Source organism: Thermococcus sp. MV11 (assembly GCF_012027285.1).
Taxonomy (GTDB): domain Archaea; phylum Methanobacteriota_B; class Thermococci; order Thermococcales; family Thermococcaceae; genus Thermococcus; species Thermococcus cleftensis.
In genome coordinates this window covers 18624-35129 of the sequence record NZ_SNUD01000002.1, presented here as the reverse complement: position 1 = coordinate 35129, position 16506 = coordinate 18624, and the positions used below count along the sequence as shown (strand labels likewise).

Sequence of the window (16506 nt, the reverse complement as noted above, 5' to 3'; positions counted from 1 at the left end):
CTTAACCTCCCGCCTCAACTTTCTCCGGTGGTTGAAATGGAGGCTTTTGATAGGGAGGAGCTAACTATCATCAGGAAGTTCGAGCACATAGAGCACTGCCTTAAGAGGAACGTCCAGGCCCACGTGAGCAACGGTTTTGAGGATGTCCACTTCGTCCATATGAGCCTGCCCGAGATGGACAAGGACGAGATCGATTTAAGCGTCGAATTTCTGGGAAGGAAGTTTGACTACCCGATTTTCATAGCAGGAATGACGGGAGGAACCAGGGGTTCCCAGCTCGCGGGAAGGATAAACAAGACTTTAGCGAAAGCTGCTCAGGAGCTGAACATACCGATGGGCGTCGGAAGCCAGAGGGCGATGATAAGGAGGCCGGAAACCTGGGAGAGCTACTACGTTCGCGACGTCGCTCCGGACGTCTTCCTCGTCGGCAACCTTGGCGCTCCCCAGTTCTCCGAGACTATCCCTGAGCGCTACGGCATCGAGGAGGCTTTGAAGGCCGTCGAGACTATTCAGGCGGACGCTCTTGCAATCCACATGAACCCGCTCCAGGAGAGCGTCCAGCCGGAGGGGGACACGCAGTACAGGGGTGTTTTGAAAGCTTTAGCCGAGCTCAAGGCCGAGTTCCCCTATCCGATTATAGCGAAGGAAACCGGTGCCGGCGTTTCAATGGAGGTAGCTATAAGGCTCGAGAGCATAGGCATAGACGCGATTGACGTCGGCGGCCTCGGAGGGACGAGCTGGAGCGCCGTCGAGTACTACCGCGCAAAGGACGAGATGGGTAGGAACCTGGCCCTTCGCTTCTGGGACTGGGGGATTAAGACGGCAATAAGCGTTGCAGAGGTCCGCTACTCAACGGATCTGCCAATTATCGCCACCGGCGGAATGCGCGACGGAATAACGATGGCCAAGGCCTTAGCCATGGGTGCCACCTTTGCCGGCGTCGCTTTACCGCTCCTCAAACCAGCGGTCAAGGGCGATGTCGAGGGGGTCATCAAAATCCTCAGGCGCTACATAGATGAGATAAGGAACGCCATGTTCCTCGTCGGGGCAAGGAACGTTGAGGAGCTCAGGACGGTTCCGCTCGTGGTTACGGGCTTCACGAGGGAGTGGCTCGAGCAGAGGATTGACCTGCCGGCGTACCTCAGGAACAGGTGATGGCTTTGAGGAGGCCTCTCCTTTTCCGCTTTGTCGAGTCCATCTGTGGTTCCTTCATCGTTGTCCCCACCGCCATAGTCTCCGCTTCGGCGCTGGGCTTTCTCTTCTCTACCCGGGAACGCACACCTTTTTAAACCCCTGTCCGCAACTAAGACCAACGCAGCCCCACGCCTCGGGAGAGGCCTGGGGAAGCAGGAGGAATAGACATGATAAAAATCTACACCATTAGCGGTTACGAGGAAGTCGGCAAGAATATGACCGCCGTCGGTTACTCCAATGACGGTAGGGAAGAGGTCGTCATAATCGACATGGGCATAAGGCTCGACCGCGTTCTCATTCATGAGGACGTGAACATTCAGCAGTTCCCCACCAAGGAGCTCCAGAAGCTCGGCGCCATTCCAGATGACTCGATCTTGAGGAACAAGAAGGTCGTCGCCATAACCTTCACCCACGGTCACCTCGACCACATCGGGGCCATCGGCAAGCTCGCCCCCCACTACCCGGACGTTCCGATCTACGGCACTCCCTACACGATAAAGCTCGCCAAGAGCGAGGTCAAGAGCGAGCAGTACTTCGAGGTCAAGAACCCGATGTACGAGACCCAGTTTGGTGAGATAGTCCAGGTGAGTGAGAACCTGGCGATAGAGTTCGTCCAGATAACTCACTCCATTCCCCAGGCGGCCATGGTGGTTGTTCACACGCCCGAGGGGGCGGTGGTTCACACGGGCGACTTCAAGTTCGACAACAACAACCCGCTCGGCGAGAGGCCTGACTACAAGCGCCTTAAGGAGCTCGGCAAGGAGGGCGTCAAGGTTCTCATTCCGGAATCAACGCGCGTCTCCGAGCCGACCAAAACGCCAAGTGAAGCGGTTGCCCAGATGCTCCTCGAGGACTTCTTCCTCTACGAGGGAATGGAGGCCGACGGGTTGATAGCGACCACCTTCGCCAGCCACATCTCCAGGCTCCAGGAGCTCATATGGATAGCCAACAAGATGGGCAGGCAGGCAGTTTTTGTCGGCCGCTCGCTGGCGAAGTACACCGGCATAGCCAAGCAGCTTGGGCTGATAAGAATGAAGGGTGCCCGCGCGGTGAGGAGCCCGAACGCCATAAGGAAGGTTCTCGCCGAGGTCTCAGGGGCAAGGGAGAACTACCTTCTCATCGTTACTGGCCACCAGGGCGAGCCGGGAGCGATACTTACCAGAATGGCCAACGGCGAGCTCTACGACATCGGGAAAAGGGACACGGTTGTTTTCTCAGCCGGAACGATACCGAACCCCCTCAACAGGGCACAGCGCTACGTCCTCGAGACGAAGCTCAAGATGAAGGGAGTCAGAATGATCAAGGATCTCCACGTCTCCGGCCACGCCAGCAGGGAGGACCACCGCTACCTCATAAGAATGCTCAATCCCGAGAACATCGTTCCCGCCCACGGTGAGTTCAGAATGCTCACCCACTACGCCGAACTGGCCGAGGAGGAGGGATACCTCATAGGCAGGGACGTCTTCGTGTCGAGGAACGGCTACAAGGTGGAGATTCCGTAGAGTTATACTGGATCTCTTTTCATAATTCTGTAACTACTTTTTGGTAGCTGGTGGTAGTGGCTGAAGTGCGTGGGTTTTTGTTACCCCAGAATAAGGGAATATTTATAAGTCATGCTAGTCAAAAATCTATTGCACCTTCACCACAAGTGGAACTCATGAGATACTGAAAATATCCTCTAACATTTGGCACCAAGAGCGGATTGAGGCAGCGGGGGACTGGTGGATATGAGGAAAACCATGGTGTCCATACTGCTAATTCTTGTTGTTTTTTCATCTGCGTGTATTGAAGACGTTGAGAACACCGACGCCTCGGGTACTTCAGCCCCTAGTGGCTCGGCAAACCCAACCTATCTACTAACTGAGGTGCCGTACGGAGTTATCGAACTCGATACCCTGGCCGAGTACGGAAACGTTACCGTGGTGCGGGCCACCTACGGCTACGTGATTTTTAGGAACGACACTAAAGTTTTCCTGAACGTTTCAGAGGCGTATTTCTTCCCGTGGGGGTTCGTGGTGGCTGAAACGGTTCCTGAGGTCAGGGGTATTCCCATTGTAAATGTCAGGATTGGCAGGACTTACGAGGAGGATTCCCGGAACATCACCGCCATGGTTGGGGTGACGAGAATAGAAGCGTACGATTATACGGGTCATCTTCTCTGGGTGCACGAACCCCAGCCTCCTTACATCTGGGAGATAACGCGAACCGATGACGGTGGAGAGGGCTACGAAAAAGGCGTGTCCTACCCGAGGATACTGATCTCGAATAGCAGTGAATACCTTTTCATAGCGGAACTCCCGAGGAGTTTTGGAAACATGGTATCCCTTCCGGTGTCTGCTGGAGACGTTTGCAATTACCTGTACGTCTACGGGGGTAACGGCTTGGTCGAGAGGTTTAATTTTTCTTCCTCCGGGAGATACCAGGTGAACAACGAGTTTCTCCTCTCTGCGGGTAACTACACAGTTTTCGGCTTTCAGATGCCCTACGAAGACGGTAGTCCGAACTATGGCGAGGTGTTGCTCTTCAATGGTTCCGAGGTCATCTTCAGGAGGAGGTTTGACCGGGATCCCGAGTGCCTGTGCGACGTGATTCACGGGTGGGCGAGGATATACCCCGGTGGCTGTGTGTACTTTGGGCTTCTTGAAGGAACCGGATTTTACTGCAGGGGCACTTTCAGATACATCAAAAAAGAAAACGGTTGAGCTTCGCAATTGGGCCCGTTGAAAACTTTTCTTCCTTTTTATTTGGTGTGATTATAGCAAAGCTCATAAAGGTTGAACCTTTTCCTCATTTGGTTACTTTCATCTCTCACGGGGTGATAGAATGGGCAGGTACGATGAGCTGTTCGCAAGGGTTAAGGAGCTGGCCAGAGACGTTGATGAGGTCATCTTTGAGCTTATCCCCGAGAAGGAGCCGAGGGCCCTCTATGAGGCGTCCAGACACTATCCGCTCGCCGGCGGAAAGCGCGTTAGGCCCTTCGTGGTTCTCCGTGCGGCGGAAGCCGTGGGCGGAGACCCAGAGAAGGCGCTCTATCCCGCGGCGGCGGTCGAGTTCATACACAACTACTCCCTAGTCCACGATGACATAATGGACATGGACGAGCTCCGCAGGGGAAGGCCCACAGTCCACAGGCTCTGGGGCGTGAACATGGCGATTCTGGCTGGAGACCTTCTCTTCAGCAAGGCCTTCGAGGCCATCGCTAGGGCCGGGGTGAGCCCCGAGAAGAAGGCAAGGATTCTTGACGTTCTCGTCAGGACCTCCAACATGCTCTGCGAGGGACAGGCCCTCGACATCGAGTTCGAGACCAGGGAGGAGGTTACGGTCGATGAGTACCTCAAGATGATAAGCGGCAAGACAGGGGCTCTCTTTGAGGGCTCCGCGGAGATAGGTGCGATAGTCGGGACCGATAACGAGGAGTACATAAAGGCCCTAGCCAGGTGGGGAATGAACGTCGGGGTAGCCTTCCAGATATGGGACGACGTTCTCGACTTGGTAGCAGATGAGGAGAAGCTCGGAAAGCCCGTCGGCAGCGACATTAGGAAGGGCAAGAAGACGCTGATAGTCAGCCACTTCTTCAGCAAGGCCAGCGAGGAGGACAAGGCCGAGTTCCTGAAGGTCTTCGGAAAGTACGCCGGCGACGCCAAGGGCGACGCCCTCATACACGATGAGAAAGTAAAGGAGGAAGTCGCTAAGGCCATTGAACTCCTCAGGAAGTACGGCAGCATAGACTACGCTGCGGAATACGCCAAGAACCTCGTGAAGGAAGCGAATGAGGCTTTAAAGATACTCCCCGAGAGCGAAGCCAGGAAGGATTTGGAGCTGCTCGCCGAGTTCCTCGTCGAGAGGGAGTTCTGATGGGGGAGCTGAGGCTCTCGGATTATTCCTCCGACGTCGTTATTCTCTCTTTTCTGCTACTCGTCGTTTCGGCCCTGGCGGTGCCGTGGCTGGAGGTCTCGATAGGTTCCTCGGTGATTTCCTTTACCTCCTTGTTCTACCTTGGGTGGTTCTCGTTCCGCTCCACGAAGGGCTGCATGCCTTGTTGCCAAAGTTTTTGGTGCCAAGGTTCGGTTCGGAATTACCACCTTTGGAAAGCTCATCGTTGCCCCTTTCATAGCCATTGAAACTCCCCTTCGCGCGAGGGAATACGCCGTTGTCTCGCTTGTCCCGCTCCTCCTATCGGCCACCTTCCTGTCCCTGGCCTGGCTCCTCCGTTCCAACTTCTGGGCTCTCGCCTATGTCTTCAACACGGCTGGCATGGCGGGTGATTTCCTCATGGTCCTTTCGCTCCTCAGAATGCACCCCGATGCGAAAGTCTTCGACGATGGAACGACCCTCCGCTCCGATGCAGATGTCCCCTCTCGTATCCAAGGTGGCTTTCAACTGCCCTGAAGGTCGCGATTCTTTTGCTTTTTCTCGTGGTAATAATCATGGGCCGCGTTGAAGTCGTCGTTGAGAATGGTTAGGCAAGTTTTATAACATCACTCCCCCTAATTATCCTCTGGTGAACAGCATGGGACAGTCCAAGTGGGGAGTTCTCATCATAATGAGCGCGGCGCTCTTCATCATGTTCATCGATACGACGATGATGAACGTCTCAATAAGCGCCCTCGTCGCCGACCTCAACACGACCGTGACGGGTGTCCAGAGCGCGATAACCCTCTACGCCCTTGTAATGGCGGCGTTTATGATAACAGGCGCGAAGCTGGCCGACATCTGGGGCACGAAGAAGGTCTTCTTCCGAGGGCTGGTCATCTACACGGTCGGAACACTCATGGCGGCCCTCGCTCCAAACCTCGCCGTTCTTCTCCTGGGGTGGTCAATCCTGGAGGGCATCGGCGCCTCGATGATGATGCCCGCGACGGTCACCTATATAACGAAGGAGTACACCGGCAAGGACAGGGCCTTCGCCTTCGGCGTCTGGGGCGGCGTCGGCGGGGCCGCCGCGGCATTCGGTCCGATAATAGGCGGTTTCTTCACGACCTACATCACCTGGCGTCTCGGCTTCTTCATGGAGGCCTTCATCGCCGCGGCGATATTCGCCTACATGAAGATACTCTCCGACTACAGGCCGGAGAAGGAGATGAATCTCGACGTGGTCGGAGCGGCCCTCGTTGGGATCGGCCTCTTCCTGCTCACACTTTCGGTCCTCATAATGGACCCGCTCTCCAACCCGCCGGTTCTGCTCCTCATGGTCGCCGGCCTGGTGGTGCTGGCGGCATTCTGGAAGTACGAGAAGCGCAGGAAGGAGCGGGGGCTGGACGTTCTCATAGACGTGGACATCTTCAAGTCCAAGGTCTTCACGGTGGCGAACCTCGTCAGCATTTTCTTCCAGATGACCCTGGCGGGCATAATGTTCACCGTGCCCGTCTTTGTCCAGCAGTACCTCCACTACAACGCCATTGAGACGGGTTTCGTCATAGTTCCGCTCTCGATAATGATGTTCATCTTCTCGATGAGCGGCCAGAGGTTCGCGAGGTACCTCACCCCCAAGCAGATAATCCAGCTCGGCATAGCCCTCACCTTCGTCGGCCTCTACCTCCTCCTCCGCGTTCTCAAGCCAGGGGTTGAAGGGAGCGACTTCGCCCTCGGCCTGGCCCTCTACGGAACGGGCTTCGGGCTGATATTCTCCCAGATAACCAACCTGGCAATGATGGGGGCGAAGCCGGAGCAGCAGGCGGACGCCTCCGGCGTCTTCAACGCCCAGAAGCAGTTCGGCCTGTCCCTCGGAACGGCCTTCATCGGTGCCGTCCTCGTCCTCGGCATAATCCACAGCATCGCGAGGCAGATATACGAGTCCGGAATAATCGAGGGGAGCAAGGAGCAGATAAAGGACGCCGTCATACAGTGGATACTCAAGATGCAGCAGGGCGAGCTGAACATCCCGCCCGAGTACCACGACATCGTGGTGAAGATGGTGAACACATCTTTCATAGACACGATGAAGGTGGCGGTAATCTTCATGATGGGGATCCTCGTCATCAGCGCCCTGCTCTCCTTCCTCCTGCCTAAGGGAGAGGCAGCGCCAGCGCCCGAGAGTGTTGAAGACGGGGAAAACGCGGAATGACTACTTCGCAAACAGCCAGCCGACTGGCGGGTGCTCCGCCCCTTTCTTCCATTCCTTGTAGGCTTTTTCCCACCGCTCCAAAAGCTCGACGCGCTTCTTCTTGTTTTCAATCTTTGCCATGTACTCCCTTGGGATATAAGCTAGGTAGTGCGGCAAAGCCGGCTCGAAGGTTCCGCTCTCGATTACCATTCCGCCAGCTCCCTCAACGAGCTCCCGGAGTTTCTCAAGCGTTGGATAGTGCAGGTCGTCCTTCTCGCCAAAGAGCGCCTCAAAGATACCCTCACGGGGGTTGTAGAGCTCAAGGTGTGCCTGACGCTCGTTGTTGGCTATGGGGGGACTCTCCGCTATGGAGACCTTCTCCGCGACCCGGAGCATCTCTGAGAAGACCCTAACCCATCGTTTTCTTATTTTTCAGGCTTCTAACTCCATGGACGAGAACGGCTAAATCGAAGGCCTTAAACGGAAAAGGCAGCCCCCTCGCGTCGGCCTTGAGCGGGATTATCCTGCGCTTTAAGCCAGCCGCAGAGGTTATCTCCTCGAAGAAGCGCCATCTGCTCATGTCCACGGCAACAACGCGGCCGGTTTCGCCGACGAGGTAGGCGAGCGGGACAGTCGTTAATGCGTGCGCACCACAGCCGATTTCAAGGACGTTCATGCCCGGGCTTTATCGGGGCGAACCTGAGAACCCTGAAGCGCTCGATCATTTCTAGATGAAGCCAATTTGGGTGAAGTGGGGGCTCGCTTCGGAGTGGAATTCTGGAGAGAACATCTTTCTTAAACGTTTCCTCGTCAGCGGGCATGGAAAACACCGAAAATGGCTAAAAGCCTTCCCTTTAAGGAGTTTTCTGAGAAAAGGTTTTACAGGGTGGGGTTGAATTAATGGCGGGTTGGGAATTTCCGTGGTTCTTAAAGGGAGTAAAGGATAAGACACTCTACGCGACTTTGTTGTCAATTGCACTGCCATGCAACTCTTTTACTCGGGCTTCTTTTGACCAATTCTAAAAGCAATATCTCACTCTGAATAAATCTATACTCTGAAAAAAAAGGAAGAATTTTTACTAAAAGTAAAAGGAAAAATTTATAAGGATAAGTTGCTTTAGAAGATACTGCAAACAACTTGGCGGAGGTAAACTCGGTGAAGTGGAAGCCCCTGATTGCAGTCCTTCTCGGACTGCTGATGGTTGGAATGGTTCTTGTAAGTGCGTCAGACACTGTGAAGCCTACCAAAACTTCCTCAATACCCTCTGATGGAATCTCGATATCTCCTCTTCCCGGCCATGAGAAAGGTATCATCATGAAAACGTTCACGGGCAAGCTAAGCCTACATCTGGCCGAGCAGTTCCTTCAGAAGTATTGGGATAGGCTGACACTCAGAATAAAGTTCGAGGAATTCGGTGACGCCACCTTCGTTGGAATCGCTCTGAGGCCCCTTCCTTCGGGCGCGTATGTACCGCTGTATTACTTCGGGTATGATAGTGATGACTTAGATGTCAAGACCCTTACGAAGGACTTCTATTCAGAGGTCAGTAAGTTTGAAAACACGCCCCTTGAAGTGAAAGGCGCCCTTTCAGACGAGCCTCCCCGGGCTTGGAAATACTTGGGGGCGATACTCTCGTTGAGGACCTCCCGGGAGATAGAGGTCGCCACTGCCCCCTGGATCGTCCGAAAGGCAACGGTTTACAACGGCGTTGGAGCCGAGTTTTGGGGCACCTACGGGGAGTGGGGTCAGTACGTCTACTACGTAGCCATAACCCATTCGGCGGAGGTTCCGTCTGATAGGGATCTTCCGTCGGACTTCAAGATTGCAGTCAAGGAGGTTAAAGACAGGGTTACGGTGTTGAATTCCGACGATGCGTTTATCGGGTACGGTAGCTTCAGACCCGATGATAGTGGTTCAACATCTCAATCCGCGGTGACCTGGGGGCTGAATCTTGATTTCGGTATTGATGCAACCGGGAGGCCACTTCCCACGGCTCAGGCGGGGTTTAGTGAAAGCCACACGACGGGACTGGGTTTCAAATGGTACACCCGTATCATCGACCCGAATTATGACGTTCAGTTCGAGTTCTACGACCTCAAGAAGAAGGGGCTGTTAACGAGCTCCCCTGCGTGGGGTCAGATTTTTGTTTCCCGTCCGGTCGTTTTGGTGCACGTCAAGCAGGGAACACCGTTTTACGAGGGCAAAATACGGGTGAGGGCGGACGCTACGTTTGTTTATGAGGCGCCCGTCGATTCGCCGTTTAGCGGAACTTACGTGGTGAAAAAAGACGTGGACGCTCCGCCCGTGGAGTTCACCGTGGAGATGTTCCCCTGGGAAGGAATGATTCAACTTCGAGATTAGAACACGGGAGGCGTCCTTTTCTTTACTTTTTGATGACCGTCACTTATTCGATTGAAAATAGAGGGGAAAGAAATAACGGCCTTTACTCAACAAACACCGCCGGCTTCATAGGCATCGCGGCCCTCTTCTTTCCTCCTTTGTCCTCCCCAGGGTTGATGATTATCTCGATGCCGAGCTCCTTCTCCATAAAGTCCTTGGCTTCCCTCAGGGCCTTTTCCTCGTCTATGCGTCTCACTTCAAAGGCCCTCTCCTTTATGAGCCTCTGTATCAGCTTGCTTATCTCCTTGCCGTGCTTCCTCATCTCCGGGTCCTTCATCAGCTCGGCCATAGCTGACTTGAAGTCCCTCTTCTCGGCGACGACTTCCACAACGCGCCACTTCCACTCTGGAGCCGTGTAGATGTAGGCCTTCTCTGCCTTCTCTATCTTCGCGACCTCGATTATCTCCCTGATGTCGTCGATGAGGGCCTTTATGAACTCCTCCTCAGCCTCGACCGTCTCGTTCCACCACTCCTCGACCGGCTCGGGCCAGGGAGCGAGGCTGACAAACCCTTCCCCGCCGAGCTTCTCCCAGAGCTCCTCGCTTATGTGCGGGGTGAACGGCGCCATGAGCCTTACCCAGATTTCCGCGAGCTTTCTGAGCACGTAGCGCTTTGCCTCGTCGTCCCTTCCCTCCGTCCTCCTCATGTACCAGCGCAGGTCGTTGAGGACTGAGTAAAAGGCCCACTGGACGGCGGTCCTCGTCCGGAACTCCTCAAGGGCTTTGGTCGTCCCCTCGATTGCCTTGTTGAGCCTGTGGAGCATCCAGCGGTCGATGCTCTTAAGCTCGGTCTCCTCGGCCTCGTAGCTTGCGAACTCGCTCACAAGCTCGTAGAACCTCTCGACCTGCCTGCGGAGCTTTCCGACCTCCTTCCTGCGCCAGTCGAAGTCGCTGTCGTGCTCGGCAAGGCCCATTATGTAGAGCCTCACCACATCGGCACCGTTCTCCTCGATTGCATCGATGAAGTTCAGCACGTTGCCCTTGCTCTTGCTCATCTTCTGGCCCTCGAGCGTCCCGAAGCCGTTCACCGCTATGCCCCTCGGCCAGTGCTCGCGCTTGAATATCGCCGTGTGGTTGAAGATGAAGAACGTCAGGTGGTTCGGTATCAGGTCCTTCGCCGAGCAGCGCCAGTCGAGCGGGTACCAGTACTCGAACTCCTCCTTCATTTCATGGATGATCTCCGCTGGAATCCCGGTCTTCTCGGCCAGCTCCTTCTCGCGCTTCTCGCTGAAGTCCTCGCGGAAGATGTAGTCGAAGAACTCCCTGTCGAGCTTCTCCGGATCGAGCCTGCCCTCTTCTCTCAGCCTGTTGATGTGCCTGCTTATCGTGTAGTAGGCCATGTATATCGTTGAGTCGCTCAGGCTCTCGATTACCCACTCCGGATCCCAGGGCAGGGGCGTTCCCAGGCCGACCTTCCTCGCGCAGGCCTTCTTGTCGAGCCACTCTATCACCGCCTCGAACTGTGCGCGCCTGCTCTCTGGGTAAATCGTCATGTTTGCCAAAGCTTCCCTCGCCTTCTCCTTCCACTCGGGGTTGCCGTAGTCGATGAACCACTGGTCGTGGATTATCTTGATGACGGCCTGGTTGCCGAAGCGCGAAATGACGGGCTTTTCCGCGAACTCGTACATTATCTCGGCGATGCCCTTCTCCTGGAGCTCCTTTGCTATCAGGTCCTTAACCTCCTGAACGGGCTTTCCAGCGTAGGGCTCTATCTTGAAGATGCCCTTGTGGTACTCGGCCTTGTAGATGTTCTTGGTGGCCTCTTCGAGCTTCTCAACGTCCCTCTGACTCTTCACCCCGAGCCTCTCAGCCTCTTCCACGGCGGGAAAGTCGCCGTAACCCTCAAGGCTTATCAACGAGATGTAGCTTATCTCCTCGACCACGCGCGGGTCTATGTCGTACTTGAGCAGGAGCTCGGTCTCCTTCTTTAAGTCTTCTAAAGCCACGTGGTCGAAGGGAGCGTGAGCCGGAACGCTCATGACAACCCCTGTCGCGTTATCCGGGTCAACGAACTCGGCCGGCAGGATTATGACCTCGTCGCCAGTTACGGGGTTCTTCACGTACTTGCCGATCAGCCTCTCGCCCCTGAACTCCTCGACGACCTCAATCTCCCTGTCCTGGAAGGAGAGCTTGTAAGCGGCTTCTTTGCTGATTATCCAGGTCTCCTCCCTTCCGTTGCGCCTGACTTTCGCCTTGACGTAAATCGCCTCTGGGTTCAGCCACATGTTGGTTACTCCGTAGACCGTCTCGGGCCTCAGCGTCGCCGCCGGCAGGTAGATCTCCTCGCCGTTTTCGTTGAGGATAAACTTGATGATGACGTACTCGAGAATCTGGACGTCCTCGCCCTCCATTATGTCGTGGTCGCCGAGGGGAGTGCCAACAACCGGGTCCCAGCGAACCCTGTGGGCGCCCTTGACGACCAGCCCCATGTCCCTGAGCGTCCAGAACTGCCACTCGATGAACTTGCTGAAGGGCGGGAAGAGGCTTGTGGTATGGAACTCCCTGCTCCAGTCAACGGAGAAGCCAGCCCGTATGAAAGTCTCCTTCGCGGCCTTCATGAAGTACTTGACTATCTCCCTAGGGTCCTCGAACTTCCAGAGGATTTCCTCGGGAACTTTGTAGACGTCGCGGTAGATGTGTATGGTCTTCGGGTCGCGGTTCTTTATGCGCTCTGCGATTCCAACAATCGGCGCCCCAGTTATGTGCCATGCCATCGGGAAGAGCACGTTGTAGCCCTGCATTCTCTTAAAGCGCGCTATGACGTCCGGAATCGTGTAGGTTCTCGCGTGGCCGACGTGGAGGTGGCCGGAGAGGTAGGGGAAGGCGACCGTTATGTAGAACTTCTTTTCCTTTGGTCTGGCCTCCCTGTCGGGCTCGAAAACCCTCTCCTCCAGCCAGCGTTTTTGCCATTTCTCCTCGATGGCCTTAAAGTCTAGTCCAGCCATGGCTATACCTCCTTGATTTTTCAAAAGAGCGGGAGTCAAGAATAGGGGGGTTATCGGTGAAATCAGGCACTGTAGTTCCAGCGGTGGAGAAGACACTCCCCCCTCATCGGCATCGGAGCGAGTAACGGCTTTGGGTATTTAAGGTTTTTGGAGATGGAACAACCTCTTCCGCTCCGAGGGCGAGTGTGAAAGAAGAATATCAAAGGAAAACTAGCTCCCTATCTGCCCTGGTGAGTCTCTTTCCCCTTCCATCGAGCACTACCACGTCGTCCTCTATGCGAACCCCTCCGAGGCTCGGGATATAAATTCCAGGCTCTATCGTGAAGGTCATGCCGTTTTCAAGGATAGTTTCCCCATCTGGGCCGATGTACGGCTCTTCATGGACGTCCAAGCCGAGCCCGTGCCCGGTTCTGTGGGTGAAGTACTCACCGTAGCCCGCTCTGGCTATGGCTTCCCTCGCGGCCCTATCGACCTCCTTTGCCTTTGTTCCCTCCCTGACCGCCCGGTAGGCGTTTTCCTGCGCCTCCTTGACGACCTCGTAGATCTCAACGAGCTTCTCGCTGGGCCTTCCAATGGCTATTGTCCTCGTTATGTCGGAGCAGTAGCCCCTCCACCTGGCCCCGTAATCGAGTATCACCATGTCCCCCTTTCTCAGCCTTCTCTCACCGGGCTCGTGGTGGGGGTTTGCCGCGTTCTCTCCGCTCGCAACTATCGGCTCGAAGGAAATCCCGTCGCTAAGTTCCCTAACGGCAAGTTCTATCTTCAACGCCAGCTCACGCTCGCGCATACCGAGCAGGTCCCAGCTCAGTATCTCATCGAAGATTCTATCTGCCGCCTTGGCCGCGTGCTTCATCATCTCTATCTCGTGCTTGTCCTTTCTCATGCGGAGCTCCCTCATGAGCGAGCTCAGGGGGTGGAACTCGAAGCGGCCCAGCTTTATGATGTTTATCAGCCAGTCGGCGCGCATCGTGTCCTCGATCAGCAACCTTCCCGATGACAGCTCCAGCTCCGCCAGAATCCAAGCGAGCTTGTGGTAGGGATTTTCACCGTCGCGCCAGAACGTGACCGGGAAGTTCCTCACGACGTTCTCGTAGAGGCCCGGGGCGAGGAGGTGGTAGTTCCCGTCGGCGCTCACGACGAGGACGGTCAATCTCTCCCCGGCCTCGTGAATCTTCAGCCCGGTGAGGTAGTAGAGGTTCGTTCCGGGGCTGATTACAGCTCCATCAAAGTTCTTCTCCTTCATGAGGGAGGCGAGTTTCTGAAGGCGCATTTCCATCACCGCACTGAGTACTCCGCAATCCTTAAAAACTCAACCTCGAACCTCGACCGACTGGGCGGGCTCAGCCCGCGGGATGTTCCGCACTGCGGAGAACCACAAACGTGGAAGGAGGGTGCAAGATGGGAATGTACAAGTACATTAGGGAAGCCTGGAAGAGCCCCAAGAAGAGCTACGTCGGGGAGCTTCTCAAGGTTAGAATGATAAAGTGGAGGAGAGAGCCGGTCGTCGTGAGGATCGAGAGGCCGACCAGGCTCGACCGCGCCAGGAGCCTCGGCTACCAGGCCAAGCAGGGCTACGTCATGGTTCGCGTTCGCGTGAGGAAGGGCGGAAGGAAGAGGCCCAGGTGGAAGGGCGGAAGGAAGCCGAGCAAGATGGGTATGGTCAAGTACAGCCCGAAGAAGAGCCTCCAGTGGATAGCCGAGGAGAAGGCCGCCAGAAAGTTCCCGAACCTTGAGGTCCTCAACTCCTACTGGGTCGGCGAGGACGGAATGTACAGGTGGTTTGAAGTCATAATGGTGGACCCGCACCACCCGGTCATCAAGGCTGACCCCAAGATCAACTGGATCACCGGCAAGGCCCACAAGGGTCGCGTCTTCCGCGGACTCACCAGCGCCGGCAGGAAGAGCCGCGGCCTGAGGAACAAGGGCAAGGGTGCCGAGAAGGTCAGGCCCAGCATAAGGGCCAACAAGGGCAAGGGCAAGTGATTTCCTCTAATCTTCTTCCGGTTTCTCAAGCTTTATCCTTTTGATTCCCAACTTGTCAAAGGCCTTGTCAGAGCTGATTATCGTCCCGCCGCACTTTGCCGCGTGGAGGGCATCGAAGGGATTTAGCCCGTGCTCCTTCATGTAGTAGGCCGCCCTGAGGTAGGCCTCATCTTCGATGTTCGTCATCGCCATGACTGCCGCCATGATCCTTACCGGGTCGAGGCTGAACCTCTTCGAGAGTATCAGGAGTTCCATTAATGTCGCCTCGGAGGTCGTTATCTGACCCCGGTACCTCTCGTAGATTTTCCTGGAGTTTTCCTTGAGCCAGTCGCTGGGTTTCAGCAGGGCAAGGAAAAGATCTGTATCTGCGTAGACCATCTCACCCACCCGCGAGCCTCTCCGCTTCCTTCAGGATTTCCCTCCTCAGCTCTTCGATCGGAACGTCGGGGAGGCCCTTCCCGAGCTCTTCGAGTTCCTTTACCGGATCATCGGGCTTTGGGACTATGAGTATGCCATCATCGACCCTGACCAGGTAAACCTCCCTCGGTAGGTTTTCCCTGAGCTCCTTGGGGAGGTACAGCCTTCCCCTTGAATCCACCCTTGCCAGCATTTTCCCACCATTAGCTGATTAGTGGGATTTTATTTAAGTTTTTCCCACCAACGCGCGCGGCGGTTACCTTTTAAAGCGCGGCATCGAATCAACCCCGGTGAGGGCGATGGGAAAGATTAGGGCACACCACGTCAGGATAACCACCTTCATTCAGGCAACCGAGGACGAGGACAAGGTTCTGGAGGCGATAGCGACCTTCATTCCCGATGAAATAGACGATGATGACGTTCTCTTCGACGTGGACGAGACCACTGGATTCTTCGGGAACCCAATTAAAGTGGTGAACGTCGAGATAAAGCGGAGCAGGGCGGTTAGGAAGTTCATCGACCACTTCAAGGAACTGCTGAGCGAGGAGGACAAACACTACATCATCGACAACCTTGATGAGAAGGTCGACGAGGAGGGCACCCTCTACGTCCGCTTTAACAAGCAGAAGGCCTATCTCGGTGAGCCGGAGATAGACGAGGGCGGCGACACCATACAGGTCAGGATAAAGGTCAAGGCCTTCCCGATGAGGAAGGAGGCAGTTGTGAAAGCCGTGAGGGAGTGGCTGGAGGAATGAGGGGAGAAGTGGAAGAGGTCTCCTTCTCGCGCGAGCACTTCATCGAGATGGACGTGAGGAGCGAAGAGGCGTACGAGCTGGCCAAGGAGTGGTTCGATGAAGTGGTTTTCACGAAAAAGCTGGTTCTCGAAAGCTCTCCGAACTGGGGTGAGCTCAAAGAGGAGCTCAGGCTTCTCCGCGAGAGGTATGGGAGGGTGGCCCTTCTCATAGTCACGAAAAAGCCCAGCCTAATCCGCGAGGTGAAGAACCGCAACTTAAAGGCCCTCATCTACGTCCAGGGCGGGGATATGAGGGTGAACCGCTTTGCGCTGGAGAGCGGCGTCGATGCCCTGATAAGCCCCTGGCTCGGGAGGAAGGATCCCGGCTTCGACCACGTCCTGGCGAGGATAGCGGCAAAGAGAGGGGTCGCGGTGGGCTTTTCGCTCGCTCCGCTTCTCCGCGCGAACCCCTACGAGAGGGTTCAGCTCCTCCGCTTCATGGCGAAGACCTGGGAGCTGGTCAGGAAGTACCGAGTTCCGCGCTTTCTCACGAGCTCCGCTGAAAGTAAATGGGAGGTTCGCTCGCCGAGGGACTTGATGAGCCTTGGGATAAACATCGGAATGGAACTGCCGGAGGCGAGGGCAAGTCTACACTTCTACCCGATAGCGATGCTGGAGGGGTTTACGGTCCCCACTGCCACCAGCCGTACCTGAGGACGAGGAACGCTATCCCGACCCCGAGAACCATCAGCACCAGTAGAACCGCGAGCAGCTTTTTTCTGTTTTGGATC

The 16506-nt window shown here is 55.6% G+C and carries 16 protein-coding genes; 10 read left to right on the top strand and 6 right to left on the bottom strand.

Annotated features, from left to right (window positions below; translation table 11 throughout):
- The first annotated feature begins 36 nt into the window (after nucleotides 1-36).
- The 6 genes from fni (at nucleotide 37) to E3E27_RS05405 (ending at nucleotide 7258) form a co-directional block, all read left to right on the top strand.
- A complete protein-coding gene (fni, locus tag E3E27_RS05430) occupies nucleotides 37-1155 on the top strand; it encodes a type 2 isopentenyl-diphosphate Delta-isomerase (protein ID WP_167774040.1) in 1119 nt (372 codons plus the stop codon).
- Between the two features lie 206 nt (nucleotides 1156-1361).
- A complete protein-coding gene (locus E3E27_RS05425) occupies nucleotides 1362-2696 on the top strand; it encodes an RNase J family beta-CASP ribonuclease (protein ID WP_167773809.1) in 1335 nt (444 codons plus the stop codon).
- 225 nt (nucleotides 2697-2921) lie between these two features.
- The gene (locus E3E27_RS05420) at nucleotides 2922-3896 is read left to right on the top strand and encodes a hypothetical protein (RefSeq protein WP_167774039.1); all 975 of its coding nucleotides are present in this window, start codon (nucleotides 2922-2924) and stop codon (nucleotides 3894-3896) included.
- Between the two features lie 121 nt (nucleotides 3897-4017).
- Nucleotides 4018-5049, top strand: a complete 1032-nt coding sequence (locus tag E3E27_RS05415) for a polyprenyl synthetase family protein (protein ID WP_167773808.1) — start codon at nucleotides 4018-4020, stop codon at nucleotides 5047-5049.
- Nucleotides 5050-5190: 141 nt separating this feature from the next.
- Nucleotides 5191-5583 (top strand): DUF3267 domain-containing protein, encoded by a 393-nt coding sequence (locus tag E3E27_RS05410; protein ID WP_167773807.1) that lies wholly within the window; start codon nucleotides 5191-5193, stop codon nucleotides 5581-5583.
- A 121-nt stretch (nucleotides 5584-5704) separates the two neighbouring features.
- Complete coding sequence (locus E3E27_RS05405) at nucleotides 5705-7258, top strand: MFS transporter (protein WP_167774038.1); 1554 nt, start codon at nucleotides 5705-5707, stop codon at nucleotides 7256-7258.
- Here E3E27_RS05405 and E3E27_RS10735 read toward each other — a convergent pair whose 3' ends face one another.
- Together E3E27_RS10735 and E3E27_RS10730 are read right to left on the bottom strand one after the other, a co-directional pair.
- Complete coding sequence (locus E3E27_RS10735) at nucleotides 7259-7633, bottom strand: hypothetical protein (RefSeq protein WP_240910675.1); 375 nt, start codon at nucleotides 7631-7633, stop codon at nucleotides 7259-7261.
- A 13-nt stretch (nucleotides 7634-7646) separates the two neighbouring features.
- Nucleotides 7647-7913, bottom strand: a complete 267-nt coding sequence (locus tag E3E27_RS10730; RefSeq protein ID WP_240910674.1) for a class I SAM-dependent methyltransferase — start codon at nucleotides 7911-7913, stop codon at nucleotides 7647-7649.
- Between the two features lie 480 nt (nucleotides 7914-8393).
- On the opposite strand from E3E27_RS10730, the gene E3E27_RS05395 reads away from it, so the two are divergent.
- Nucleotides 8394-9599, top strand: a complete 1206-nt coding sequence (locus tag E3E27_RS05395; RefSeq protein WP_167773806.1) for a hypothetical protein — start codon at nucleotides 8394-8396, stop codon at nucleotides 9597-9599.
- A gap of 82 nt (nucleotides 9600-9681) precedes the next feature.
- Here the strand turns inward: E3E27_RS05395 and leuS are convergent, their stop codons facing one another.
- Both leuS and E3E27_RS05385 read right to left on the bottom strand, forming a co-directional pair.
- Nucleotides 9682-12582: a leucine--tRNA ligase gene (gene leuS, locus E3E27_RS05390; RefSeq protein WP_167773805.1), complete on the bottom strand. Its 2901-nt coding sequence runs from the start codon at nucleotides 12580-12582 to the stop codon at nucleotides 9682-9684.
- Nucleotides 12583-12781: 199 nt separating this feature from the next.
- Entirely contained in the window at nucleotides 12782-13852 is a 1071-nt protein-coding gene (locus E3E27_RS05385; protein WP_167774037.1) for a Xaa-Pro peptidase family protein, read from the bottom strand.
- Between the two features lie 128 nt (nucleotides 13853-13980).
- Between E3E27_RS05385 and E3E27_RS05380 the strand changes: the two genes are divergently transcribed.
- Complete coding sequence (locus tag E3E27_RS05380; protein ID WP_014788403.1) at nucleotides 13981-14565, top strand: 50S ribosomal protein L15e; 585 nt, start codon at nucleotides 13981-13983, stop codon at nucleotides 14563-14565.
- A gap of 6 nt (nucleotides 14566-14571) precedes the next feature.
- On the opposite strand, the gene E3E27_RS05375 is transcribed toward E3E27_RS05380, so the two are convergent.
- Nucleotides 14572-14943 (bottom strand): type II toxin-antitoxin system VapC family toxin, encoded by a 372-nt coding sequence (locus tag E3E27_RS05375; RefSeq protein ID WP_167773804.1) that lies wholly within the window; start codon nucleotides 14941-14943, stop codon nucleotides 14572-14574.
- 1 nt (nucleotide 14944) lies between these two features.
- Complete coding sequence (locus E3E27_RS05370) at nucleotides 14945-15175, bottom strand: AbrB/MazE/SpoVT family DNA-binding domain-containing protein (RefSeq protein WP_014788401.1); 231 nt, start codon at nucleotides 15173-15175, stop codon at nucleotides 14945-14947.
- 106 nt (nucleotides 15176-15281) lie between these two features.
- On the opposite strand from E3E27_RS05370, the gene E3E27_RS05365 reads away from it, so the two are divergent.
- Nucleotides 15282-15737 (top strand): RNA-binding protein, encoded by a 456-nt coding sequence (locus E3E27_RS05365; RefSeq protein WP_167774036.1) that lies wholly within the window; start codon nucleotides 15282-15284, stop codon nucleotides 15735-15737.
- Complete coding sequence (locus E3E27_RS05360) at nucleotides 15734-16429, top strand: Ribonuclease P protein component 3 (protein ID WP_048151842.1); 696 nt, start codon at nucleotides 15734-15736, stop codon at nucleotides 16427-16429. The genes E3E27_RS05365 and E3E27_RS05360 overlap by 4 nt, the downstream gene beginning before the upstream one ends.
- The last annotated feature ends 77 nt before the right edge of the window (nucleotides 16430-16506 follow it).

Excerpts from the sequence above, each read along its gene's own strand:
- fni (WP_167774040.1), top strand. The coding sequence starts at position 37 with ATGGAGGCTTTTGATAGGGAGGAGCTAACTATCATCAGGAAGTTCGAG.
- E3E27_RS05425 (WP_167773809.1), top strand. The coding sequence starts at position 1,362 with ATGATAAAAATCTACACCATTAGCGGTTACGAGGAAGTCGGCAAGAAT.
- E3E27_RS05420 (WP_167774039.1), top strand. The coding sequence starts at position 2,922 with ATGAGGAAAACCATGGTGTCCATACTGCTAATTCTTGTTGTTTTTTCA.
- E3E27_RS05415 (WP_167773808.1), top strand. The coding sequence starts at position 4,018 with ATGGGCAGGTACGATGAGCTGTTCGCAAGGGTTAAGGAGCTGGCCAGA.
- E3E27_RS05405 (WP_167774038.1), top strand. The coding sequence starts at position 5,705 with ATGGGACAGTCCAAGTGGGGAGTTCTCATCATAATGAGCGCGGCGCTC.
- E3E27_RS10735 (WP_240910675.1), bottom strand. The coding sequence starts at position 7,633 with ATGCTCCGGGTCGCGGAGAAGGTCTCCATAGCGGAGAGTCCCCCCATA.
- E3E27_RS10730 (WP_240910674.1), bottom strand. The coding sequence starts at position 7,913 with ATGAACGTCCTTGAAATCGGCTGTGGTGCGCACGCATTAACGACTGTC.
- leuS (WP_167773805.1), bottom strand. The coding sequence starts at position 12,582 with ATGGCTGGACTAGACTTTAAGGCCATCGAGGAGAAATGGCAAAAACGC.
- E3E27_RS05385 (WP_167774037.1), bottom strand. The coding sequence starts at position 13,852 with ATGCGCCTTCAGAAACTCGCCTCCCTCATGAAGGAGAAGAACTTTGAT.
- E3E27_RS05380 (WP_014788403.1), top strand. The coding sequence starts at position 13,981 with ATGGGAATGTACAAGTACATTAGGGAAGCCTGGAAGAGCCCCAAGAAG.
- E3E27_RS05375 (WP_167773804.1), bottom strand. The coding sequence starts at position 14,943 with ATGGTCTACGCAGATACAGATCTTTTCCTTGCCCTGCTGAAACCCAGC.
- E3E27_RS05370 (WP_014788401.1), bottom strand. The coding sequence starts at position 15,175 with ATGCTGGCAAGGGTGGATTCAAGGGGAAGGCTGTACCTCCCCAAGGAG.
- E3E27_RS05365 (WP_167774036.1), top strand. The coding sequence starts at position 15,282 with ATGGGAAAGATTAGGGCACACCACGTCAGGATAACCACCTTCATTCAG.
- E3E27_RS05360 (WP_048151842.1), top strand. The coding sequence starts at position 15,734 with ATGAGGGGAGAAGTGGAAGAGGTCTCCTTCTCGCGCGAGCACTTCATC.